Source organism: Streptomyces sp. NPDC007901, assembly GCF_042959465.1.
In the GTDB taxonomy this organism is placed as follows: Bacteria; Actinomycetota; Actinomycetes; order Streptomycetales; family Streptomycetaceae; genus Streptomyces.
Genome location: NZ_JBIBKW010000007.1, coordinates 87,486 through 110,777 on the forward strand (window position 1 = coordinate 87,486; position 23,292 = coordinate 110,777).

Below are 23,292 nucleotides of genomic sequence, written 5' to 3' on the forward strand. Positions count from 1 at the left end.
CATGTCCACATTCCCCACGCCCAGCGTGCAGGAAGCACGCGCAGCTCTCGCGGCCCGGCTGCGGGAGCTGCGCCTGGACGCTGGCATCACCAGCAAGGAACTCGCCCGTCTCGCGGGCTGGTCCGTCGCCAAGTCTTCGAGGATCGAGAACGCCGTCACCGCTCCGGCCGACGCCGACGTCCGCGCGTGGTGTGCGGCCTGCGGCGCGCACGACCAGGCGGACGACCTCATCGCGGCCAACCGGCAGGCCGACTCCATGTACCTGCAGTGGAAGCGGCTCCAGCGGACGGGCATGAAGCAGTTGGCGGAGACCTCGGCCAAACTGTACGAGCGCACCCGCCAGTTCCGCGTGTACGCCTCCCACGTCGTGCCCGGCTATCTGCAGACACCCGGCTACGCGACGGCGCTGATGCGCACGATCGCGGACTTCCGCGGTACGCCGGACGACGTGGCCGCCGCGGTCGAGGTCCGCATGCGCCGCGCGCGCGTCATCCACGAGGGAGACCACCGGTTCGCGACCCTGGTCGAGGAGAACGTCCTCCATCATCGGGTCGGCGATCAGGACGTGATGGCCGGCCAGCTCGGCCACCTGCTGGCCGCGATGTCCCTGCCGTCCATGTCGCTCGGCATCATCCCGGCCGCGGCCTCGCGGGAAGCGGTCATGTGGCCGCTGGAGCAGTTCACGGTGTTCGACGACTCGCGGATCCACGTGGAGTTGCTCGCCGCGAAGGTGACCGTCACGGCGCCGGGCGAACTCGACATCTACTTGCGGGCGTTCGCCCGGCTCACGGAACTGGCCGCGTACGGGGCTGATGCGCGGGCCCTGATCGTGAAGGCCATCGACGCCCTGAGCTGAACCCGGTCGCGCGGAAGCCCCCAGACCGGCCGTCACGGTGGTGCTGGGGGCATGCGCTGACCGCCGACATCGACGCGTTGACCGCCGCCGGGACCTGATCGAGTCCCGCCGCCACGGTCCGCTACCCGAAGCACCCGGTGCACACAGGACATCCGTTGCCGCACTGAGCGGTCAGACCCCGGCTATCGTGATCGCTATGCGTCCACGCACCTGCTGATCATCGGAGACCGCGCCGCCCTGAGCTGGGTTCTGACCGAGCAGCGCATGGCCTTTCCGGCCGGTCGTTCCAAGGCGGCCCGTGCGCTGGAGGAGGGTGACGAGATCTTCCTCTACACCACACGGGGCCGCTTCGGTAACCCGACGCGTGACCTGGGACGTGTCGTCGGCCGGGCCACGGTGGCCAGTTCCGTGCGGGTCCTGGAGGAGCCGGTCGTCTTCGGAGAGCGATCCTTCACGGAGGGCTGCCGCCTGGCGGTGTCCGGCCTCGCCCGGTTCCGGGACGGACTGGTCCTGCGCGAGCTGGTGCCCAGGCTGTCGGTCTTCCCCGACCCCGCCACATGGAGCGTCCGCTTGCGGCGGGCGTCACTGACCCTGCCGTCGGGCGACGCCGACCTGGTACGTGCGGAACTGGGGCCGCTGTTGCGCCCCTACGCCGAGACGGTCGAGCAGTACCGCTGGCCGCCGGTGTCGACCTGAGCGGGGGACACGCGCCGTACGGGCGGGCCGGCTCCTCAGGTCGGTCACGACACACCATGCCCGGACGAGGCTCGGGAGAGCCTGCCGGTCCCTTCGACAGGAGGATGTGAGGCGGCGAGGTCATCCGCGGCGCGGGGCGTCGCCCGTCCCGGTGGTCCTGCTGGTCGGGAGGGTGGCCCAGACGGTCTTACCGCCCGGCGGATGCGGTTCGGTGCCCCAGCGGTCGGCCAGCGCGCTGACCATGAGCAGACCGCGGCCGGTCTCGCTGTCGGTCGCCGAGTCGGTTGGCACGACGGGGAGTTGCCCGCCCTTGGCGTCGGTGACCGCGATGCGGAGGAGGCCGGTCGTGGTGTCGAGGGTGAGGGCGAGGCGGAAGTCGCGGCCCTGGACGCGGCCGTGCAGGGCTGCGTTGGCGGCGAGTTCGGCGACGATCTGCTCGGCCCGCTCGGTCACGTCGGGTGACAGGTCCCAGGCGCGGAGCTGGGTGGTGGCGAGGAGGCGGGCGAGGCGGGCTCCTCGGCGGGTGGAGGACAGGAGCTCGGCGAACGTGGTCACGGTGCCGGGTGGTTGGGGAAGGGTTGCGCTCATGGGGCCACCGTGGCGGGCGCGAGGGGGCGCGTTCCAGGAGTGACGCCCGTACGGTGCGTCAGCGTACGGGCACATTCTGTGGACGGTACGCGGGGTTTTCCGTCACGCTGGGTGCCGTCGAGCGTGGGGCGACGGACAGTGCATGGTGCGTGTACGGAACGGGAGGTGGCCGCGTATGACGGGCGGCATCGACATCATGGCCGACGGGGAGCCAGCCGGCGGTGAGCCAGATCGTGAGCCCGACCCCTCGGACAGTCTGCGGACGTTCGGGGCGGTGGCCCAGGCGCTGCGCGAGCACGCGGGGTACAGCAGGGCCGAGTTCGCGGGGCTGGTGCGGTACTCCAAACACACTGTGGCCTCAGTGGAGTTGGGGCGACGGCTGGCCGACGAGGCGTATGTCGAGCGGTCCGAAGAGCTGCTGGGGAACACGGGGGCGTTACGGAAGTCGTCGAAGTACGTGACGCGGGGGCGGGGGGATGTGGGGCTGGCGGCTTGGTTCCGGCAGTGGGCCCGGCTGGAGCGGGTAGCGGTGAGCCTGTACACGTACGAGTGCCGGTTGGTGCCGGGGTTGTTGCAGTCGGAGGGGTACGCGCGGGCCCTGTTCGAGAACCGGCTGCCGCTGCTGACCGAGGAGCAGACGGAGGCCCAGATCGAGGCGCGACTGGAGCGGCAGCGGATGCTGCACGACCGTCCGACGGTGCCGTTTCACTTCATCGTGGAGGAGTCCGTCTTCCGGCGCAGGCTGGGGGGGCGTGACGTACTGCGGGGGCAGTTGGACCTCGTGCTGGAGCTGACGGCACCCCCCAATGTGATGCTCCAAGTCATGCCGACCGAGACCGAGTTCCATGCCTGCATGGACGGTCCAGTACGGCTGTTGGAGACGCCGGAAGGGCGACGGCTGGCGTACTCCGAAGGGCAGGAGAACGGTCGGCTGATCTCCGACCGCAAAGAGGTGCGCGTCCTCCAACAGCGCTATGACACACTGCGCTCGCAGGCCCTCAACCCCAAGGACTCGCGAGGTCTGCTGGAGCGACTTCGAGGAGAGCTATGAGCACGACGGAACTCGTCTGGTTCAAGTCCAGCTACAGCGGCAGTTCGGGTGACGACTGCATTGAGATCGCCGTCACCGAGCAAGCCATATGCGTCCGGGACTCCAAGGACGTGACTCGCCCGCACTTCGCGGTGGGGCGAGATCACTGGACGGAGTTCGTGGCATTCGTGGGTTTCGTGACCGAGGCCTGATCTCTACCGTGCCCGTCAAGTCAGGGTGTTGCGCAGGTGCGGGCCAAGGTACCCCACGTACACCAGGCCTGTCTCCGGTCCGTCGTCGTAGAAGTGCAGGCGCGGGGCGATGGTGTTGCCCGAGCCGATGCGCAGGTGCGCCTGCATGAAGACCTCACCGGCGGGGTCCACCGACTTGGGTACGGGAAGCATGCGTTCCCGGCGGAGCTTGTCCTTGCGGGCGACGGTGTCCGACTCTCGCATCGCGACCTTGGCCGCCGGGAACGGGTAGGCGTGTGACTTCTCGCTCTTGCACCAGCTGAGGAAGTCGCCGCCTGCGGTGCCGTCCGCTGAGGCCTTGGCGAAGTGGTTCAGGGCGAGGAGAGCGTCCCAGGCGACGTGGAGCCAGTTGTCCACGGACTGGCTGTCGAGGTCGCGGGTGATCTTCTGCTTGCCGGTGAAGGAGAGGTGCGGGAGTTCGCCGAGGCGGTCGAGCAGGTCGGAGAAGGTTTCCGGGTAGACGATGTCGGGAGCCGGGGGCTCGGCGTTGGCGGCTCCGAACTCGCCGGCATCCCTGAGCTGTTCCTGCAGGAAGCGGACGCGGCGCTGGACGGCCTGGAACTGCTCGTACAACTCCTCGTTCTCGCCACGGAGTTCATCTGCGGCACGGTCCGCCTTCTCTAGGTCCGCGTTGAGTCCGCTGATCTCCTGGGTTCGGGTCGCCTCGATCTGCTCGGCCTCCTCAAGGAGCGCGTTGAGAGTCTTGTTCTCGACGGTCAGCTTGTCGACGTCGGAGCCGTGGGCTTGCTGGCGCGGTCTGGTTCGCTGGATGGGCAACGATGCGAGGACGCCGGGCAACTGCTGTCGCAGTGCAAGGCGTTGGGGGAGGACGGCGAGGGTCTTTGCGGCACGGTGTACGTCCGCCTCAAGGGTTCGCCGTGACATGACCGGGTGGCGTTGGGCGTCCGGCTTCCAGGCGGGGTCTAGGCCAGGGAGGTAGGTACGGATGCCACCGCCGAACACCGGGTGGAACTCGAGAGCTCTGTTGAAGGCGGGCTGGGCCTCGGGCGAGAGGACGTAGAGGATGGCGAGGCCGGGGAGGTACTTGCAGGCGGTCTCCACTGTGGTCTCGGCGTAGGTGTCGGCGTTGGCGCCGTAAGGGACGGTGGCGACGACGACGGGGAGGCGGCGCTGCTCATCGCAGAGTTCTTCGATGACCTCCTGGACGTCCTCCGGCTCGATGAAGGTGGGCTTTGCCTTCACCTCGGCGAGGCCGTCCCTGGCGTCGAGGGAATCGAGGAGGAGGCGTGCGATACCGGGCGTGTTGGCGCGGGTCGGAGACCTGTCGGGGGACGTCGGCATGTGCTCGATGTCGACCTGAAGCCAGGTGCGCTCCTCGGTGTCCCGATGATCCCGGCGGATGGTGAGCGTGGACTGCCAGGTCCCGACTTGCGGGGACGGAGTCTCGCGCATGCGCCAGCGGGTGTAGGCGCCACGAAGGCCTGACGCCGAGTCACGGTCGAGCGTGACGTTCACGGCTATGTCGTTGCGGCCCTCGTCCAGCGCGGACGTGTCGTAGCGCTTCTGTTCCAGCCAGGCGTAAAGCTGGCGTTCGGTGAGGGCGGAGGTGGTGACGTAGTCCTGCGGGGTCGATATGACCATGCGGTAGCCGCGGGGTTCCATCGGCTGTCCCTTCGACGTGGCCGGTCAACGCTGACCGGCCGCCCGGTTGTCTCTTAGAGGGGATGTGGATGGGCTTTCGGGGTGGCGGGGACGTGGCCTGGGAGTGAGGGTGAAGGTGTAGTCCTCGCCTGCGGCGAGCGGGGTCGCCAGGGTGACGCCGACGGCGGCCATGCCGTCGTGCTCGGCGACGTTCAGTTCCTTCGTGCGGTAGGCGCCGGACTCGGCCTTGTCCCTACTGAAGTGTGAGGAGTGGGCGCGGTTCGTGGGGTTCGCGGTGGGGCCAGAGCCGCGTCCGTCCCGGCGGTCGCGTGATGACGTTCACCGCCAGGACACCGGGTCAGTGGAGGTCGGGTCCGCCCGCCTCGGCTATCTCGTCGAGCAGACTGATCTCCTCGTCGGCGTCGTCCGGGACATCCGGGCCGTCCGGGCTGATGTCGGGGAAGGATCCGGCTGCCTCCTCGTCGGCGAGATGCGGGTACTTCTCCAGGAGGAACCGCCGCCGGTACGCCATCTCGGCGGCGTCGACGATCCCCTCCAGAGTGGCCCAGTTGAGGGCGCTTCCCACGGCTATTCCGAATGCGGGGACGGCCTTGCCGAGGCCTTTCTTGGTGAGACGGAAGCCGAACGCCTTGGCGAACTGCTGGGAGACCTTTGTGACGACCGACTCGCTGAGGACTTCCCACGTCTTGCCGCGGAAGAGTGCTTGGGTCAGCCGCGAGATATCGGCCATCGCGGCGTTCTTGGCGGTGGCCGAACTTGCTGTTCCGACGTTGACGACAGACATCACGAAGAGCTTCTCGGCAGGCTCTTCGGGGTCGTAGCCGTGGAACAGCGAGACCTGGCCGACGGCGCGGGACGCGAGTCCGAGGACGGCAGCGGTATCGGCGGCGAAAGCGCCTGCGATCGCGCCTCCCGAAGGGGCTGCCGCGGCGCCGGCCGAGGCGACGATGACGAGCTCTCCTCCGGAGATCACAAGTCCCGCACTCGCTCCCGAGAGCGCAGCCGCGGCCGGGTAGTACCAGCTCGCTCCCCGTCCACGGACGGCGTCGATCTGCTGGAGGTCGAGGCGGCGCAGGTCAGAGAGCGACGCGACGTCGTGCCCGCGCTTCTGGTGGAGCGCTACCACCCGCTTGGAGGAGAGTCCCGCTCGCGAGACTCGTCCCACCGTCCGGCGTATGGACTGCACAGCAGTGCCGCTCCAGTCCGGCAGAGCATCGGCGGCCCCGCGCGCCCCGGCGCCGACCTTCTGAGCGCTTTTGGCGACGAATTCCTGCCCACGTGAAACCGCCGATTGGGCCCGCGGGTGCTTCTCCAGTTGCTTCGCGGCACGCTTGCCGAGCCCCGCGACGCCGTTGGCCACATGCTCGCCGGCGTTACTCATCGCCCGTGACAGCGGGCGGCCCTTGAACTGCTGGATGGCACGCCATTTCTCAAGCTCGTAGTCCGAGGGAAGCCGATCGGGCTGCTGTGGGTACTGCGGGTCGCTCATGGTCCGTGGCGCTCCTGTCTCTGGGGCGAGCTGTCAGGCGGGGTGGCGGGGGCCGTGGCCGGGGGGCGGGGTGAGGGTGGAGGTGTAGTTCTCGCCTTCGACGAGCGGGGTCTCCAGGGTGAGGCCGGCGGCGGCCATGCGGTCGTACTCGGCGAGGATCAGTTCCTTGGTGCGGTACGTGCCGTACTTGGCCTCGTCCTTGCGGCGGACGATGGGGAAGGTGTCGAGGATGTAGTCGACGTCTTCGCGGGAGATGCCGTAGAGGTGGAAGAAGAGGGCATCGAGTTCGGCGCGAATCCCTTGGCGGCGAGCATCGTTCCACTGGAAGGGGTTGCTGGTGTCACCAACATCTCTAGCGAACGGTTGCATGTCGTCCGCAGTGTAGGTGAGTTCGAGAACACGAGGCACGATAAAGGAAGCATGAAAGGCCAACTTTTCCGGAACGGGAGCAGGCAACTGTTCCAGCAGGAAGAACGTCAAATTTGTGCCACCGTTCTTCTGTCGCAGCACATAGTCCATCGCGAAGGAAGAGGAGCACGCGAGCAAGGCTGGTGCGTTGGCTGGTACCCCGGGAAGCATTAGGTTCGCTGAATCGCCTAGGCCGAAGCGTGGAAACGCAGCAGCAATGAGTGTGCGCTCATCGGTTGAACGGCAGATTTTGCGTACGGCGACCAGCCAATCCCTGTCCCACTGTGCAGGGGGCAGCTTGTCGCGAATTTTCCGCTCGTCGATCCAGTAGCGCGGCGTGGGGGAGAACGGTGCGCATTCCTTTTCGGTCAGATTGACATCACGGGTGCTGCCGTCGGACTCATAGGTTGCCCATCGATGGTCAAACTGATGAAGCATCTTGGCCTCGTAAACAGGTAGCAATGTTGCGCCTGCACTGCTGAACCTGGCGCCTTGCCTATCCCAGCCAGAATTCAGCTCTTCGTGCACATGGAACGATCCGGAGTCGTCCGACATGTGGAACATTCGACCCAAATGGAGTTTCCAAGGGTTGCCTGCGGCGCTCTCGGAAAGGATGAGGACAGGGAGGCGGCGGTAAATATCCAGCGTCACTTCGGCATCGCGACGGCTGCGGAACACGGGGCAAGTTCCACTATTGGGATTGAGGAGGCGGATCTCCTCGGGTGTGAGAGTGAAGGCCTTGTTTTCGTCGTTCAATTCCGACGGGTCATGCATGAAGAAGGCAAAGCGTGCAGCAGATTCTCTCTGGGATGCCCCTGTTAGTGCGAGGATGCAGAATTTGAACGAGCGGTGGACGCCTGGGAACAGAGGTGCCGCATTCTCAAAGTCGTACAGTGCCGCAAGCGAGCCGCTCCGTACCAGATCGCTGAAGAAATGCTGCGTCGTCGCGTCGGTTGCGATGCCTGTCGGGACAATTACGCCCATCCGGCCACGCGAGCCAATGAGGTTACGGTTACTTTCTGAGAAGGCTGCATAAGTGTTCACGGTTCCAATTCCGGTCAGCTTATACTTCCCGGAACTGCGAATGAAGTGTGCCTCGCCGTCCCCTCGGCGCTTTTCGTCGGCGAATTCGCGTGCCAGTTCCGGATTCGAGAGCGGCAACTTCTCGATCAGTTTCCGGCGTTCATTGGCGTTCTTGGCTTTGGTGATCTCGACGTCACGTTGCGCGAAAAATTCCTGCTCCAGGAGCTTGATTCGCTCCCACGGAGGGTTTCCCAGGATGCAGTCGAATCCACCTGCCCAGCCGGTTGCTTCCTGGATACCCTGACCCGTTTCCGGAACTGAAAAAACTTCCGGGAACTCCAGATGCCAGTGGAAGAACCGATACAGGTTCCGGAGGCGCACGACCTCGTCGTGCGTGGAACGCGGCGCCGCGTCGCTGAACGGGTCCTGGAGATTGCGGAAGACTTCCTCCGTGAGCGCGAGTGGGGCGTCTGCCGTCTTGTGCCACACGAACGCTGAGCACCATGCGTCCGCCACATGCAAGGCGTGCACGTACTCCGCTGAATGGGACCAGTTCTGGTACGCGGCCTCCTGCTCTCGTACATCGGCCAGGCTGTCGGAGGAGGCTCCCGTAATACGCCGCAGGCCCTCGGCGAAGGCCGTGTTGGCGACTCTTGTCTCTCCGCCCAGGTCGAACAGGCCGCGCTGGCCGCCGCGTTCCAGCTTGTTCTGCTTCTCCAGGGACTTCGCGATCTTCTTGTCGTCCCCCTCAATCGGCTTGAAGGCGGCGTCCGGGATGCCGTTTTTCAGCAGCGCTGGAGTCGTACCGATCAGACCATTGCCGTGCTTCACATGAGCGTCCAGGAAGCTCAGCGGCTTGCCCGGCTCCAGGGCCTCCAGCCACAGCGACACCTTGGCCAGGTCCACGGCCATGGGGTTGAGGTCGACGCCGTAGATGCAGCGGGCGACGACCTCGTGCAGGGCGTGGCGCACCGCGTCCAGTGTGGGCTCCGGGTTGCGTTCCCGGACCGCCGCGACCTGCTTGGCGATCCTACGGGCCGCCGCCACAAGGAAGTGTCCGGAGCCGCAGGCCGGGTCGCAGACCGTCAGGGAGAGCAACTCGTCGACGATGGCCTCGGCCGGATCGGCGGCGCCCGATCGCGCCGCCGCCTCCTCACCGCGCTGGACGGCACCCTTTATCACCGGGTCCAGCGTGGAGTTCAGCAGGCATTCGATGAGTGAGGACGGCGTGTAGTAACTGCCCGTTGTCTTACGAGTGTTGCCCGCGACCTCAACCAGCTCGAACGTCCGGTTCGCCGCACTGTACTTCGGCTCCAGCTCCAGCAGCGACTCGTATACCGACCCCAGCTCCTCCGCGTCCAAGTGCCGGTAGTCCACCGCCCGCCAGCGGCCCGAGCTGCCGTCGCGGACCTGGGAGAGGTGCCGTACGGCCGTCAACAGTGCCTCGTTCGAGAGCTTCAGGTCGCGCAGCGGGGCGTCCGCCTCCGTGTCGTTGAACAGGCCGCCGAGGCCAGGCAGGCCCAGCTCGGGGCGGCCCTTCTCGTCGCCGAGTGCCGTGAGGACGATCCGCAGGGCCTCGTACAGGTCACCGTGCGCCGTGCCCCGGCGCTTGCGCGCATGCGCCCGCAGCCTCGCCGACGAGAAGTACGTCTCATACCTCTCGCGCGCAATACCGTCCGCCCCCGGCGACAGCAGTGCGTCACGGTCCTCAGCGACGAAGACGAAGAGCAGGCGGTACACCATGCGCAGCAGGGCGGCTTGGAGCGCCTTCGGGCGGACGTCCTCCCGCAGCGCCGTGTTCTCCGGGTGCCGCAGGAAGCCGGTGCCCAGCGCGGTGATCGCCTTCTGGACGCCCTTGCGGAGCTGGTCCAGGGCGCGCGTGCCCGAGGCGATGGCCTCCGTGCGCCATTTTTCCAGCCAGCAGGACGACGGCGCCGCCCCCTCCGCCACCTCGAACCGCGAGGCGTGCAGCAGCCGGTACAGCAGCACGAACTCGCTGAACAGCTCGCCGTCGAAGATCGCTTCGAGGTCGAACTCGACGTACGACGCGGTGGCGAGCGCGCTGGAGTCGCGCAGCAGGCGGACCTGGCGGCCGTTGGTCAGGACGCCCCACAGGTGGGCCTCGGTGCGGTTCAGGCACTCCTGGAGCATCGACTGCGGCGGGACCGTGCCGGCGCCGCCCGGTCGCTTGTCCAGCTCGGCGTTCCATGCCGTCTGGTGGATCAGGGCGTGGTGCCAGCGGTGGGAGACCGGGAACTTCTTCTCCGCGTCGGAGTCGGCGGTGATGCCCGCCGGGCCGATGTGCGTCAGGCGGCCGAAGCCCAGTTCTCGCCAGAGCGGGGTCAGCCAGTCGTTCTCCGCGAGCCCGGTGGGGTCGCTCGCCGGGACGCCCGTCTCCCGGTCCTCCGGCAGGCGCTTGCGGACGTCGCGCCACAGCGGCTTGAGATACTCCCAGCTGCGTTCGGCCTCGTCGCGCACCGAACGGGACGACGGCAGACCGTAGTCGGCGGGCTTGGAACCGGGGACGTCCTTGCCCTCGGAGATCCGTACCAGCATGTCGGCCGGCAGCAGCCCCCCGACCGTGTGGACGGCGGTGAACACCTGGTTGCGGGTGGTGGCGGACATCAGGCGGACACTCCAACCGAAACAGAAGCGGCGGCGGGCAGGTAGACGTAGGCGCCGAGGATGTCGGCGGGCTTCTGGGCGGTGACCGACAGACCCCGGACGATCTCGCCGGAGGCGGCCCGCACGCGGCGGTGGGCCGCGTCCAGTTCGGCGGCGAGCTCGTCGCCGTACGTCTCCAGATAGCCGTTGACGTCAGGCAGTTGGCCGAGAATCCGCGTCGTCGTGCGCTCCCCGAAGTGCGGGTCGGTGTTCTCCGACGCCGTCGCCTCCAGGAGGGCGGCCGCCTGTTCAGGCGTCAGCCACGCCCCGTTCTTCGGCGCGCCCTCGAAGGCCAGCAGGCGGGCGTCCTCCGCCACCAGCTGCCGTTCCCCGCTCCGCGACGGCAGCGTGAGGTGGAAGCGGTAGCGGACCAGCAGCAGTGTCGTCCTCGTGCTCACCGCGTCCGTCGTGATCACACCGCAGCGGCGGGCCGGGCGGGCGCCCTCCGCCTGGGTGTCCAACGCGGCGTTGAGCACATGGGACGCGAGCGCGCCCACCACCGGGTCCGTGCGGACCAGGGCCGCCTCACCGCGCGCCACCGCCGGGTTGCCGCGGAACGGGATCTCGCGGTCCTTCTCCACGACCTCCGCCCCCACCACCGGCGCCAGGGCGTCCCGCAGGCCCGCCGGGGTGCCGCCGACCTGGGCGGTGAAGTCCCCGGACTCGCGGCCACCGCCGTCGGCGCCCCGCAGCACCCCTCCCAGCGCGCCCAGCGCCTCCCGTACGAACGTCCGGATCTCGCCCGCCCCGCCCAGCGCCTCCCGGATCGACGCGACCTCGCGGGCCACCTCCTCCGGGTGGATGGAACGCTGGGCGAACCGGGAGCGGGACTGCCGCTCGCGTTCCGCCGCCGAGTTCCAGTCGCTGTCCAGCTTCGCCGTGCTCACCTTGAAGGCGTCCGCGCTGAACAGCGCGTCCTCGTTCTCCCGGCCGCGCATCAGCAGCCACTCGACGATCGCGTCCGTCACGCCCGTCGACAGCTCGTCGGGGACGGAGACCGAGATGCCGAGGTCCTTCTTGATCTGGCGGTGCTTCTTGATCAGCACCTCCAGGACCTTGCCGTCGATGCCGTTGTCGTCGCCGTAGAGGGTGATGACCCGGACCTCGTCGCGGCGCTGGCCGTAGCGGTCGACGCGGCCCTCACGCTGGTCGTGGCGGGTCGGGTTCCAGGCCAGGTCGTAGTGGACGACGGCGTCGAAGTAGTGCTGGAGGTTGACGCCCTCCGAGAGGCAGTCCGTGGCGATCAGGACCCGGCGGGCCGCCGCGTCCTCGCCGGCCTCCGCCGCCAGCGCCTCGATCCGCTCGATGCGTTGCTGCGGCGACAGCTCGCCGGTGACCGCCTTGACGACCGTCTTCGCGCCCAGGGGGCCGCGCTTCTTCGTCTCCGGGTCGTTCGCGAGCTGCTCCCCCAGGTACTTGGCCGTCGGGATGTAGCGGCAGAAGACGATCGGGTTGTAGCCGTCGGCCAGCAGCGCCTTGAGGTGCTTGATGAGCGCCTTCAGCTTGAGGTCCTTCTCCGGACCCTTCAACTGCTCGGCCAGTTGCGCAAGTTCGGCCAGCTGCGACTTCACCGGTCCCTCGTCCGTCTCCGCGCCCGGCGCGACGTCCATGCCCTCCATGGCGTCACTGTCGGCAGCGTCGCTGTTCAACGGGGCGCCCAGCTTGTCGGCCTCCTCCGCCGATGCCGCGATCGCCGCCGCCGAACGGGTCGTGAGGGTCTGAGCGGCAGCCGCCGGGGACGACACCAGTGAGCGCAGCAGGGCGATCGCCGACCACCAGGCGATACGGGCCTCACGCTTGCCCTGCCCGCCCGCCTGCTCGACGCGCTCGCTCGCGTAGGCGATCGCGTCGTCCAGCAGGGCCCGGTACTCGGGGGACAGCTTGTACGTCTCGTCCTTGAAGAAGCGGTCCGAGGGGAACGCGGTGCGCTCGGCGAGGGAGTCGTCCGCCAGGCCGTCCTCCTTCGTGAGGTACTGGCGTACGTCCGCCCGCTTGCGCGCCACGAAGTGCTGGGCGAGCAGCTTCCTGCCCGACTCCGACTCCAGGTTCACGTGCGCCAGGTCCGGCTTGACCAGCCCGAGGAGGTTCCGGAACGCCGACTCCTTGCCGCTGTGCGGGGTCGCCGTCACCAGCAGCAGGTGACGCTCGGCGTCCGCCGCCACCCGGCGCAGCAGTTCGTACCGCAACTGGCTCTGCGCGCTCGCCGAGGTGTCGTCGGCCGCCACGCACGTGTGTGCCTCGTCGACGATCACGAGGTCCGGGCAGTGGCGTACGAAGTCGTCGCGGTGGCGGGTGGACTTGATGAAGTCCGTCGACACGATCACGTTCGGGTACCTGTCGAACAGGGACTGGCCCAGGTCCAGGCCCCGCTCCAGGCGCGACACCGTCGAGGACAGCACCAGCTCCGCGTCGATGCCGAACTTGCTGCGCAGCTCCTGCTGCCACTGCTCGGCCAGGGCCGGGGAGCAGAGCACGGCCAGGCCGCTCGCCTCGCCCTGCGCCAGCATCTCGCTCGCGATGAGGCCCGCCTCGATGGTCTTGCCGATACCGACGTCGTCCGAGATCAGCATGCGGACCGTCTTCTGGCGCAGGGCCATCAGCAGCGGCACCAGCTGGTACGCGCGCGGTACGACCGCGATGCCCGCCAGCGAGCGGAACGGGCCCGCGCCCGAGCGGAAGCCGACCCGCAGTGCCGTACGCAGCAGGCCGGCCGCCCGCTGGTCGCCGCGGTCGGCGGGCTCGGGCGGGGCGAAGCGGGCCTCCTCGACGGGCTCGAACGGGAGCACGGCCGCGATGTCGTCGTCCGAGCCGCCGAGCGGGCGCAGGACGAGCAGGTCGGGCTCGCTCTCGGGGAGTACCACCCACTCGCGGCCACGGGCCTTCACCAGGGATCCGGCGGAGTACGTGAATGCCATAGCGATCTTCAAATCCTCTTGGTGGCGGTCAGCGGGCGGTCGTCGTCGGTCGTCAGTCGGTCATCGGCCGGTCAGTGGGCGGCCGGGGAGCCGAAGTAGCGGGTGTTGGCGGCGGCGATGGCGTCCCAGTCGGCGCCGTGCGGGAAGCGGACCACGTCCCAGGTGGCGTCGAACAGCCGCTCCTCGGCGTCGGCGTCGCGCAGCGCGCTCTCCTCGGCGTCGGGGCCGTCGACGAACACCGCGACGTTGGCGCCCGGGAGCCGGTAGACGAAGTCCGGTGCCGCGTTCGCGTCCGTGAGGAAGACGTCCTTCTCGTCGGGGAGCCGCAGGCCGCGTGCCTTCACCCAGCCCAGGAAGTCGCCCTGTGCGGCCAGTTCGGCCAGTGCGGACGCCGACTCCTCGACCGGCGTGGGATCAGCGGGGGATGCGGCCAGCAGTCGCCGGTACTGCTCCGACCGGGACTCGCCGCGCGACTCCCGCTGCGCCGTCGCCGACGCCAGCCGCACCAGCAGCGCGGCCACCGTGTGCCGGTTGATCTGGGCGTGGTCGAGCTGGTTGCCGTAGGTGAGCAGGCACTCGTAGCAGCCGCGCGCGCAGGCACGTCCCGGGCGGTGTTCCTCGTCGCCCTCGTCCTTGCCGTCCTCGGAGAAGTGGCAGATCTCCAAGGCGCGGCCGGCCGCCTTGGCGAAGGCGTCGTCCTCCGCCTGGAGGCGGCGCAGCACGCCGGCGCCGCCCTCGGCGGCCTCCATGAAGAGGATGCGGCGCCTCGGGCCGTCGTCCGGCGGGAGCAGCTCGCTGGACAGCTCGGCGTCCTCCAGCTCGAACGCGGCCTCGATCCCCCGCTCCAGGGCGTACATCAGCGTGAGCGCGATCGGCTCGGGCAACGCCTCGTCGAGGGTGACCACGAGGATGTTGCGGCGGTCCTCCACGAACGGGATGACCCGCTTCTTGCGGCGCCGCTCGTTGCCGTCCGCGTCCACCACCGGCAGCTCGCTGGAGTCGCCGGACGCCTCGGACGCGTCCTTGTCATTCATCCAGCGACCGTCGGCCAGGTCCAGCCAGTAGCCGGGCGGCTCGTCCGTACGGGCACGCACCCGGCCGGTGTTGGTGATGCGGACGGTCGCGGAGTCGCCGTAGGTGATCTGCGCCAACTGCCCGTCGGGGTCCGCGATCGTCGCGTTGAGGCGGCCCTTGCGGATGCCGTGGTCGTGGAAGCGGTACGACGTCTCCAGCCGGAAGCCGGCCCGGCGCCGCTCCTCCTCGTCGGAGGAGATTCGCTCGCGGCGGGTGGTGTACACGGTGTGCAGGTGCAGCAGGCCGTAGGTCGCGGCGCCGAGCGTCTCGTTGCAGAAGCCGCAGCGGTCCTCGCGCTCCTTGGGCTCGTGGTGGTAGCCGCAGTTCGTGCAGCGGCGGGCCTCGCCGGTGGTCAGCTCGCCGGAGGAGTCTGGGGGCAGCTGGATGCGGGTGACCTGGTAGCGGGCGCCCTCGTGGTAGATCAGCGAGCCGGGGCCGAACTCGCGGATGGCGAGGAAGCGGGGCCGCTGGAGGTAGTCGCCGTCGCCGCGGCGGCGGCCGATCGTCGGGATGTACGCGGCCAGCGGCAGGCGCGGGAAGCTGTAGCCGGGCAGGAAGCCCTCGGAAGCGAGGTAGCGGTAGGGGTTGAAGTCGGAGAGGACCGACTTGCTGTCGACGCTCTCGTTCATGAGCAGGTTCAGCTGTGTCTCGGCCTCGCGGCGGCGGGCGTTGGCGCGGTTGCGGTCGCCCTCGGTGAGGCTGTAGTCGAGGCGCCGCTTGTTCTGGACGTACTGGTCGTCCAGGGCGGCCCGGAACAGGCTGCGCCAGCGGTCGAAGGCGCGGTCGAAGCGCTCGGCGACGGTCCGTACCTTGTCGTCGATCCAGTCGTCGTGCCACCACGTGGTGTCCGCGAAGTCCCCGAACAGCGGGCCGAGGACGCGCAGTGCCGCGTTCACCGTGCGCCGCTGGGCACCGTCGTCGTGCGCCGCGTCCCGGATGTCCGGCAGCAGGTGCAGGGCCGGGTCCGGGCGGTCGCCGGAGTCCGGGTACGACACGTCGAGCACCTCGGGGAGGGAGCGGCCCAGGCGCAGGCCGGCCTCGGCGATCCAGATGCCCTGGAGGTGGGAGAGGACCAGGTCCTCGTTGGCCAGGTCCAGGCGGGGCGGGGCCACGGCGCCGGCCACCATGCGCCAGGGCTGGCGGAAGTAGTACTGGTCGTGGCTGTTGCCCGTGGCGCAGTACGTCGTGACGAGGGCAGGCTGGCCGCTGCGGCCCGCGCGGCCCGAACGCTGGGCGTAGTTGGCGGGCGTGGGCGGCACGTTGCGCATCATCACCGCGTTGAGCTCGGAGATGTCGACGCCCAGCTCCATCGTGGGAGAGCAGTACAGGAGCTTCAACTCGGCCTTGCGGAAAGCCTCTTCGCGGGCCTCGCGGTCCTCCGGGGACACCTGGGCGGTGTGCTCGCGGGCGTACAGGCCCGACAGCGCGTCGGCCGTCTCCCGGTACAGCCTGAGGAAGAACGTGTTGATGCGCGGGCCGTCGCCGCTCTGGTAGGTGCGGGTCAGCGGGTCGTGCGCGCCCGACTCGCCCTTGCCGGCGCGCCAGACGAGCGACTGGGCGGCCACCCGGTAGCCGGTCGCGGTGGCGGACGACGTCCGGCGGTAGCGGCCGGCCCGCTGGGGCGCCACCTCCACCTCCTTCACCAGGCCCGCCTTGGTCAGCACCTTCAGCAGCTCGGCGATGATCAGCTGCAGGTCGTCCTGGTCCAGGTCCCGGAAGGTGCGGTCCGCGCGGCGCAGGTACTTGCCGAACTTGCCGCGCGCCGAAAGGAACAGGCTCGAACGGTCCGTGCCGGGCCGGGAGGGGTACGGGTAGGCGGTGCCGACCCGGGGCTTGTCGGCGGAGGACAGCACCCACGGGTCGACCAGCCGCTCCTCGCTCGCGCGCTGGAGGGAGTCGAAGGTGTCGTCACGGAAGTACGACACGTCGATGGCGAGGGAACGGCGCATCTCGTCCAGCAGGGCCTTCGTGATCTCGGCCCGCAGCGCCGGGTCGGCGTCCCGCAGCGCCTGGTGCGTGCCCTCCCAGCGGTCCTGCTTGGCGGCGACCCAGCCCAGGTCCTCGTAGTCGATCTCCAGCAGACCCGTCTGTTCCAGGTTGGGCATGGTGATGCGCCAGCCGCGCTCCAGGTCCAGGTAGAGCCGGAACGCGATCACGTCCCGCAGCGTGCGGGCCGCGTTGCGGGCCAGCGACGGCGGCAGGTCGGCCTCGCCGGTGTAGTCGACGGGGGAGATGGCGAGGGCGTTGGTCACCGCCGAGGCCAGCTCCTCGTGGTGCAGGCCGTCGTCGCCGGTGTCCAGCGCCGCCCGGTACAGCGCGCCGCGCAACTGGGTGATCTGCACGAAGTCGTTGAAGTGGCCCGCCTGGAGGGAGGCGTCCTGACGGTTGTCGACGAAGGTGAGGAGCTTGCGCGCCTTCTTGTCGAGGGCCTCCTCCGGCACCGACCTCAGCGAGCGGACGATCGACGCCGAGACCAGCGAGGTCGCGGAGGAGCGGCCCTCCTGGTCCAGCGTCGCCAGCTTGGCGAAGTCCCGGCCGCGCGTCTGCTCGTACGCCACACCGCAGTGCAGGCAGAACAGGAACGGCGACGGGATGAACGCGGCCTTCAGCTCGCCCTGGCCCTCGCGGCCGAACGCGTCGACGGTGACGGCCTTCGGCACCCGGTCGCGGTAGGCACGCTTGACGACCTCCTGGCCCTTGTCGTCCAACTCAAGCCAGGATTCCGGCAGTCGGCGGTCGTCCACCGCGTACTGCACGTTGGACGGCCACTCGCGCTCGTGGTCGACGTAGAGGTAGCCGTCGCCCTGCCGGCCGCCGGTCGCCGAGGTGTCGCGGCGGGCCTCGTAGCGGACCTCGCCGTCCTTCTCCGTACGCCACACCGTCAGGTACTCCTGGCCGCACTCCCGGCAGAACGCCAGCGGCATCAGCGACTTGCCGCCGCTGCCCGGCTGTTCCAGCTGGTAGGAGCGGGTGAGGTGGCGGGAGGACTTGTCCTCCAGGGTGACGTAGACGGTGTCGCCCTTGGAGAGGAACTGGTGCAGGCGGAACGCGAACAGCGGCCGTTCGTTGCGCGGGTTGAGTGCCTGCGAGCCGGCCTCCAGGGTGGCACGGATCGCCTCCGCGCACATCTCCTCGTCGACGCCCGACGTCTCGTACAGCTCGCGCGCCGCGGCCTCGATCTGGGTCGGCTGCCGGCGTACGAGGCGGCCCGTGGCAGCGTCCTCGACGAGGCCGAAGCGGTCCTCGATCCAGCGGGCCAGAGGGTCCTGTGCCAGGTCGTCGTAGGCGCGCGGGGCGGGGGAGGTGAGGCGTTCGGCCGGTACGGTGGCGGGCGCCTCGCCGGTCGCCCGGACCAGGGTCTCGCCGATGACGTGCTCGGGGCGGACCGTCGTGCCGAACAGGGTGCTCGCCACACCGGCGACCACCTGCCGCTGGTCCTCCAGCGTGCCCTCCGTCGACATGGTGGCCGACGTGCCGATGCACTGCAGGTTCTCCGCCTGGCAGGCCTCGCGGACACGGCGTATCAGCAGCGCGACGTCGGCACCCTGGCGGCCGCGGTAGGTGTGCAGTTCGTCGAAGACGAGGAACTCCAGGCCGCGCGCCATCTTGATGAGGCTCGCCCGGTCGGCCGGGCGGGTCAGCATCAGCTCCAGCATCACGTAGTTGGTGAGCAGGATGTCCGGCGGGTTGTCGCGGATCTCCTTGCGCTTCGCGTCGTCCTCCTGGCCCGTGTAACGGGCGAAGGTGACGGGCTCGCGGCCCGCGCCGTAGCCGTCGCGCAGGTACTTCTCCAGCTCCCGGAGCTGGCTGTTGGCGAGCGCGTTCATCGGGTACACGATGATCGCCCGCACGCGCTTCGGAGCGTCCGGGCCCTCCTCGTCGCGCTGGTGCAGCACCTTGTCGACGATCGGGACGATGTAGGAGAGCGACTTGCCGGAGCCGGTGCCGGTCGTCAGGACGTACGACGCCCCGGAGGCGGCGGCGTCGATGGCGTCGCGCTGGTGCCGGTGCAGGAGCAGCGGCCGGCCGTCGCAGACGGTGCCGCCCTCGGTCTTCTTCGCCTGGAAGATGCGGGCGCACTCGGGGTGCAGCACCTTCTGCTGGGCGAGTTCGACCACCGTGCCGCCGCCCTGGAAGAACGGGTTGAGCGACAGCCAGGGGTTCGGCCACTGGGACTTGTCGTCGAGGTCCTTCTCGACGTAGGCCTTGATGCGCTCGTCGCGGATGACGGTGCCGCCCTCCGTGAAGGAGCGGTAGTCGCGGATGAGCGCCTGGTGGACACCGAAGACGTCCATGCCGGCGCCGGAGCCGGTCACCGGGGCGGGCGGCTGTGGGGCGATCACCGGGGCCGGGGCGGTCTCGCGCAGGGGGAGCGTCGGGTCCCGCTCGCTCCAGACGGGGACGAGGCTGGTGCCGTCCGACGGCGGTACGGCGAGGGGGAGCAGGGCGTCCCGTACGGTCACGGCGTCGGCCGGGCGGTTCGCCGGGTCCTTGGCCAGCAGCCGGTCGACGAGACGGGCGAGTTCGGCGGGGACCTCGCTGCGGATCGCGCGGACGGGGCTGGGCTCCTGGTGGACGTGCCGCTCGGCGAGCTCGTACGCCGACTCGCTCGTGAACGGAGGGACGCCGACCAGCATCTCGTACAGCACACAGCCCAGCGCGTACAGGTCGGCGGCCTGGGTCACCTGCTTGGCCTGGCACTGCTCCGGCGCCATGTAGCGGGCCGTGCCCACGCTGACGCCGGTGCTGGTCAGGCGGGTCTGGTCCGGGTCGTCGACGATGCTGCCCATGCCGAAGTCGAGCACCTTGACCGTGCCGCCCCGCGTGAGCATGACGTTGGCGGGCTTCAGGTCCCGGTGGACCACGCCCTTCGCGTGCGCGGCGGCGAGGCCGGCGGCGATCTGCGCGCCGATGGCGGCGACCCACGCGACCGGGAGCTGCGACTCCTCCTCGATGAGGTCGCGCAGCGAGTCGCCGTCCAGGAACTCCATCGCGAGGTAGGGCAGATCGTCGCAGTCCGCAGCGATGCCGCCGGCGACGAGCCGGGTGAGGTTGGGGTGGTCCCGCAGCGTCCGCATGATGGCCACTTCGCGGGCGAAGCGCTCCACGGCCTTGGTGTCGCCGCTGGTGTCGATCCGGCCTCCGGTGCGGCGACGCAGGATCGTCTTCACGGCGACGGTGCGTTCGTGCGAGTTCTCGGGAGCGTTCAGGTCCTCGGCCTGGTGGACCTCGCCCATGTTGCCTCTGCCGATGACGCGCCCGATGCGGAATCTGCCGTCGACGAGCTCGTGGGTCACTGCCGCTCCTCTGCCTACTGCTCGCGTTCTCGCGGTTCCGAGACGGAACGCGCCCCCTGATCTGCTGCCGCACGGACCATGGTGTCAGAACGGACAGTGAGGCAGTCATTACAGTACACGAGGTCGATCTCATTTCATAGGTGTTCAATCCGTTGACATCGTCAACGTGCCACCCCTAGTCTCGCTGTGAAGTGAGCGGGGGTGGGTGGCATGCAGGATCGAACCGTCGGCGAAGTGGCCGCGCCCGGCTTGAGGGCCGCAGTGGGAGAGCTGCTTTCCCGGTTGAGGCATGCCGCTGTGAACGGCGTCGTGCCCGAGTCGGTCTTCGCGCAGAACGTGCGAACCCTGGGTCTCGGCCAGGCCGAACGAGACCGACTGCGGCACGAGCTGGCCCGAATGGGCCTGCATGTCCAGGACGCACGTGTACATGTAGACGCGGACTCTCCGAATGCGGAAAAGGTTGCACGAATTCGTGAAGAAAATGTGTTCCCCGGTGCCGACCTGGTGCGAGCACTGCTGCTGCGCTACGCGGACACCGACGGATACGTGACCTCCAGAGCGGTGGACGGCGTCGCCCGGCTGGCAGGACTCGGTGCACGGCAGACTGCTGCGCTGAGGACCTGGGCGAAGGTGCGCGACACCGATGGAAGCGCTGCGACGAACGATCCCCGCACGGAGGGGACTCGGCCTGAAGGCGAGGGGGGAGAGCCGTCGGCCTCAGAGAAGCCGGAGGCCGGGGCGGAGGGCCGGGACATTGCCGCCGCCGTCGTCGCGGCGCTGGCCGTACTGGAGGAGGACCGCTTCCGAAGACGTCCCGAAGACTCTCTCCTGAAGGCCGAAGCCGAGGTCGGCCTCGCCGTGCTGCTGCGCGGCGGCGCGGAACGCATGGGGAAGGAGCCCGACGCCGAGGAATTGAGCAGACTGCCGTCCGGTGATCTGAGGATCAGGGCCCGGGACTGCCTCGTCCTGCACAACCAGCGCCTTGTGCACTCGCTCATCCGCCCCTACCTGGAACAGGGGCTGGACTACGAGGACCTGTTCCAGGTAGGGGTGCTCGGCCTGATGCGGGCAGCCTGCAAGTTCGACCCGGCGATGGGCAACAAGTTCTCGACCTACGCGACCTGGTGGGTGCGGCAGCAGATCACCCGGGCCATCGCGGACGAAGGCGCTCTCATCCGGATCCCGGTCCACATGCACGAGCAGATGCGCAAGGTGGCTGCCGCGGAACGCGCCCTCGCCTCGCAGGGGCGACCCACGTCGGCCGTCGACGTGGCGGTGCAGTGCGACATGACCGTGCAGAAGGTGGAGGAGATCCGGAGACTGAGCCGACGTACCGACTCGCTCGACCGGGTCGTCGGTGACGGTGCCACTCTTGGCGACTTCGTCGGGGAAAGCCAGGCCGTGCCGTCGGTGGAGCAGGGTGTGGTGAACGCGCTCCTGACGGAAGACGTCATGGCCGTCGTGGGTACCTTCGCCGCGCGTGACGCCCGCGTCCTCGTCCGACGCCTGGGTCTCGATGGCGACGAGCCCTCGACGCTCGACGAACTGGGGCGGGAGTTCAGCGTGACCCGGGAGCGCATCCGGCAGGTGGAGAGCAAGGCCCTCCTGGTGTTCAGGGCGCGCCTGCGGATGGCCGGAGTCGTCGGCGCGTACGGCGGCGGGAATGCTCAGGAGGCCGTGGAGGACGGTGAGCAGGCCCCGTCGACGAATCGGCGTGCTCCTGGCAAGGCGAAGCCCGTTGCCTCGGTGGACGAATCGTCATCCCGAGCCGGCGGCGGCCTGTTCCAGGTCGATGAGCTGTCACACCCGAACGACGGGGAGGAGGCCGCGGAGGTGGAGGAAGGTGAGAGGGAAAGGGTCAAGAGCACGCACGACGGTGTCGTGGAACCCCCGCCTCCGACCACGGTCGTTGAGGCCGCCGAGCGAGAAGAGCCAGAAGAGCCCGACGAGCCCGAGTCGCCCGAGGAATTCAGCCCGGCCGAGTCGGCGCAGCGCACCGCGGACTGGGGGAAGGCCCTGCGCCTGGGTGCGAGGTTCGAGGGCGGCATCGACTGGCTGGCCGAATACGCGCTGCTGGCGCTGGGACAGGCCCAGCTGACGGTGATCCTCGGTCCGCGTGCCACTGCGGACGTCGTACGCGCCGCGCTGGAACGCAGAATGCCGGATCGCCAGGTGCTCACGGCTCTCGAAGTCCTGCAGCGTGTCTTCGACACGCTGAGAAAGGCCCGGCTCCGGCCCGAGGACTTCTTCGAGCGGCCGTCGGAGGCACTGGTCGGGCTGACCCCCTCGGCATACCTGGCCAGGAAGCCGCTGGTGAACTCGGAATCCCGCTTGGCCGTGCGTGACGCGCTGCGGGAACTTGCTGCGGGCATCCCGAGCCCACAGCCGCCCGGGGAACGACGACCCGCGTCCGATGCGCACCCGGGCGGCGCGTCCCCGGAGGCCTCGGGCAGTCAGGCCACGATGCCGGAGGGCAGGTCCGGCGAAGCACGGCCGCCCGCCCCCGCGACAGCCGACGGGGAGAGCCGGACCGAGGTGATCCCCCGCCGTGGTGCACCCTCGGATGAGAGCGGGGACAGCCACCACCACGTGCCGGGACACGATGAGGCAGTGGACGGCGAAGGTGGCCCCACCGCAGCGGACACAGAGCCGTCCTCTGAAGACCGGGATGAGAGCACACAGTCCGTCGCCGTCCAGGAAGAGGAGCAGGGGAGCACTGACGACGGGCAGTTCGTCGCCGGGCTCCGCCGTGAGCACGAGGCTGAGCTGGAGCGGGTGCGGCTCGAACACCAGGAGCGCCTCACCCAAGAGCGCGAGGCGCGGCGGGCCGTCGAGGCACGTGCCGCCGCCGTAGAGGCGGACACGCAGCGGCAGCTCGACGCTCTTGAGAACGCCCTGCTGCGGCGTATGGACAAGACGCTGGCTCGCCGCGAGCAGTTTCTGCGTGCCGAAGCCGGAGCGCGGATCACGCTGCTCAAGCAGGAACAGCACGCGGTACACCAGGGACTCGTCCGCCAGGTGGAGCAGGCGGAGGCATCCGCCCGGGCCGCCGCCGAGGACGCGGACTTTCACCGGAAACGGGCTGGGAAAGCGGACCAGCGTCTGCGCGAGTACCGCGAAGGAGCCGAGACGCGCATCTCCGACCTCGAGGCGAGACTTCGACAAGCGGAAGCCGCGCTCGCCGGACTGAACCAGGCCGTCGAGGCGGCTCGCCGGCATGCCGAGAACGTCGAGCAGCAGGCCGCCCAGCGCATCGCCCAGAGCGAGCAAAACGCCTGGGCCCGCATCACCGAACTGCAGCAGGAGCTGGCAACTGCGCGGGCAGCCGGCACTGACCGCACCACGTTCCGGGACCGCTGGCGCCGGACCTGAAGCGCG

11 protein-coding genes are annotated in these 23,292 nt (G+C 69.2%); 5 read left to right on the forward strand and 6 right to left on the reverse strand.

The features are described 5' to 3' along the window. Position 1: 1 nt before the first annotated feature. Positions 2–856 carry a Scr1 family TA system antitoxin-like transcriptional regulator gene (locus ACFZDK_RS23325; protein WP_390975193.1) on the forward strand — a complete coding sequence of 285 codons (855 nt, stop codon included), beginning with the start codon at positions 2–4 and terminating at the stop codon, positions 854–856. A gap of 264 nt (positions 857–1,120) precedes the next feature. Beyond that, on the forward strand, positions 1,121–1,552 hold the full coding sequence (locus ACFZDK_RS23330) for a hypothetical protein (protein WP_390975195.1): 432 nt from the start codon (positions 1,121–1,123) through the stop codon (positions 1,550–1,552). A 120-nt stretch (positions 1,553–1,672) separates the two neighbouring features. Here the strand turns inward: ACFZDK_RS23330 and ACFZDK_RS23335 are convergent, their stop codons facing one another. After that, positions 1,673–2,140, reverse strand: coding sequence for an ATP-binding protein (locus tag ACFZDK_RS23335; protein ID WP_390975197.1), 468 nt, complete (start codon positions 2,138–2,140; stop codon positions 1,673–1,675). 175 nt (positions 2,141–2,315) lie between these two features. Between ACFZDK_RS23335 and ACFZDK_RS23340 the strand changes: the two genes are divergently transcribed. Next, positions 2,316–3,191, forward strand: coding sequence for a Scr1 family TA system antitoxin-like transcriptional regulator (locus ACFZDK_RS23340; RefSeq protein ID WP_390975199.1), 876 nt, complete (start codon positions 2,316–2,318; stop codon positions 3,189–3,191). Further along, positions 3,188–3,382, forward strand: coding sequence for a DUF397 domain-containing protein (locus ACFZDK_RS23345; protein WP_390975200.1), 195 nt, complete (start codon positions 3,188–3,190; stop codon positions 3,380–3,382). The genes ACFZDK_RS23340 and ACFZDK_RS23345 overlap by 4 nt, the downstream gene beginning before the upstream one ends. Before the next feature lie 15 nt (positions 3,383–3,397). Here the strand turns inward: ACFZDK_RS23345 and ACFZDK_RS23350 are convergent, their stop codons facing one another. The 5 genes from ACFZDK_RS23350 to ACFZDK_RS23370 form a co-directional block, all read right to left on the reverse strand. Beyond that, on the reverse strand, positions 3,398–5,044 hold the full coding sequence (locus ACFZDK_RS23350; protein ID WP_390975203.1) for a coiled-coil domain-containing protein: 1,647 nt from the start codon (positions 5,042–5,044) through the stop codon (positions 3,398–3,400). A 337-nt stretch (positions 5,045–5,381) separates the two neighbouring features. Continuing rightward, positions 5,382–6,533 (reverse strand): EcsC family protein, encoded by a 1,152-nt coding sequence (locus ACFZDK_RS23355; RefSeq protein WP_390975205.1) that lies wholly within the window; start codon positions 6,531–6,533, stop codon positions 5,382–5,384. Positions 6,534–6,566: 33 nt separating this feature from the next. Then, positions 6,567–10,589 carry an Eco57I restriction-modification methylase domain-containing protein gene (locus ACFZDK_RS23360; protein WP_390975207.1) on the reverse strand — a complete coding sequence of 1,341 codons (4,023 nt, stop codon included), beginning with the start codon at positions 10,587–10,589 and terminating at the stop codon, positions 6,567–6,569. After that, positions 10,589–13,543: a helicase-related protein gene (locus tag ACFZDK_RS23365; protein ID WP_390975208.1), complete on the reverse strand. Its 2,955-nt coding sequence runs from the start codon at positions 13,541–13,543 to the stop codon at positions 10,589–10,591. The genes ACFZDK_RS23360 and ACFZDK_RS23365 overlap by 1 nt, the downstream gene beginning before the upstream one ends. Positions 13,544–13,614: 71 nt before the next feature. After that, positions 13,615–19,914 carry a protein kinase gene (locus ACFZDK_RS23370; RefSeq protein ID WP_390975210.1) on the reverse strand — a complete coding sequence of 2,100 codons (6,300 nt, stop codon included), beginning with the start codon at positions 19,912–19,914 and terminating at the stop codon, positions 13,615–13,617. A gap of 210 nt (positions 19,915–20,124) precedes the next feature. Between ACFZDK_RS23370 and ACFZDK_RS23375 the strand changes: the two genes are divergently transcribed. After that, positions 20,125–23,286 (forward strand): sigma-70 family RNA polymerase sigma factor, encoded by a 3,162-nt coding sequence (locus tag ACFZDK_RS23375; protein ID WP_390975211.1) that lies wholly within the window; start codon positions 20,125–20,127, stop codon positions 23,284–23,286. Positions 23,287–23,292 lie beyond the last annotated feature (6 nt).

Excerpts from the sequence above, each read along its gene's own strand:
- ACFZDK_RS23325 (WP_390975193.1), top strand. The coding sequence starts at position 2 with ATGTCCACATTCCCCACGCCCAGCGTGCAGGAAGCACGCGCAGCTCTC.
- ACFZDK_RS23330 (WP_390975195.1), top strand. The coding sequence starts at position 1,121 with ATGGCCTTTCCGGCCGGTCGTTCCAAGGCGGCCCGTGCGCTGGAGGAG.
- ACFZDK_RS23335 (WP_390975197.1), bottom strand. The coding sequence starts at position 2,140 with ATGAGCGCAACCCTTCCCCAACCACCCGGCACCGTGACCACGTTCGCC.
- ACFZDK_RS23340 (WP_390975199.1), top strand. The coding sequence starts at position 2,316 with ATGACGGGCGGCATCGACATCATGGCCGACGGGGAGCCAGCCGGCGGT.
- ACFZDK_RS23345 (WP_390975200.1), top strand. The coding sequence starts at position 3,188 with ATGAGCACGACGGAACTCGTCTGGTTCAAGTCCAGCTACAGCGGCAGT.
- ACFZDK_RS23350 (WP_390975203.1), bottom strand. The coding sequence starts at position 5,044 with ATGGAACCCCGCGGCTACCGCATGGTCATATCGACCCCGCAGGACTAC.
- ACFZDK_RS23355 (WP_390975205.1), bottom strand. The coding sequence starts at position 6,533 with ATGAGCGACCCGCAGTACCCACAGCAGCCCGATCGGCTTCCCTCGGAC.
- ACFZDK_RS23360 (WP_390975207.1), bottom strand. The coding sequence starts at position 10,589 with ATGTCCGCCACCACCCGCAACCAGGTGTTCACCGCCGTCCACACGGTC.
- ACFZDK_RS23365 (WP_390975208.1), bottom strand. The coding sequence starts at position 13,543 with ATGGCATTCACGTACTCCGCCGGATCCCTGGTGAAGGCCCGTGGCCGC.
- ACFZDK_RS23375 (WP_390975211.1), top strand. The coding sequence starts at position 20,125 with ATGCAGGATCGAACCGTCGGCGAAGTGGCCGCGCCCGGCTTGAGGGCC.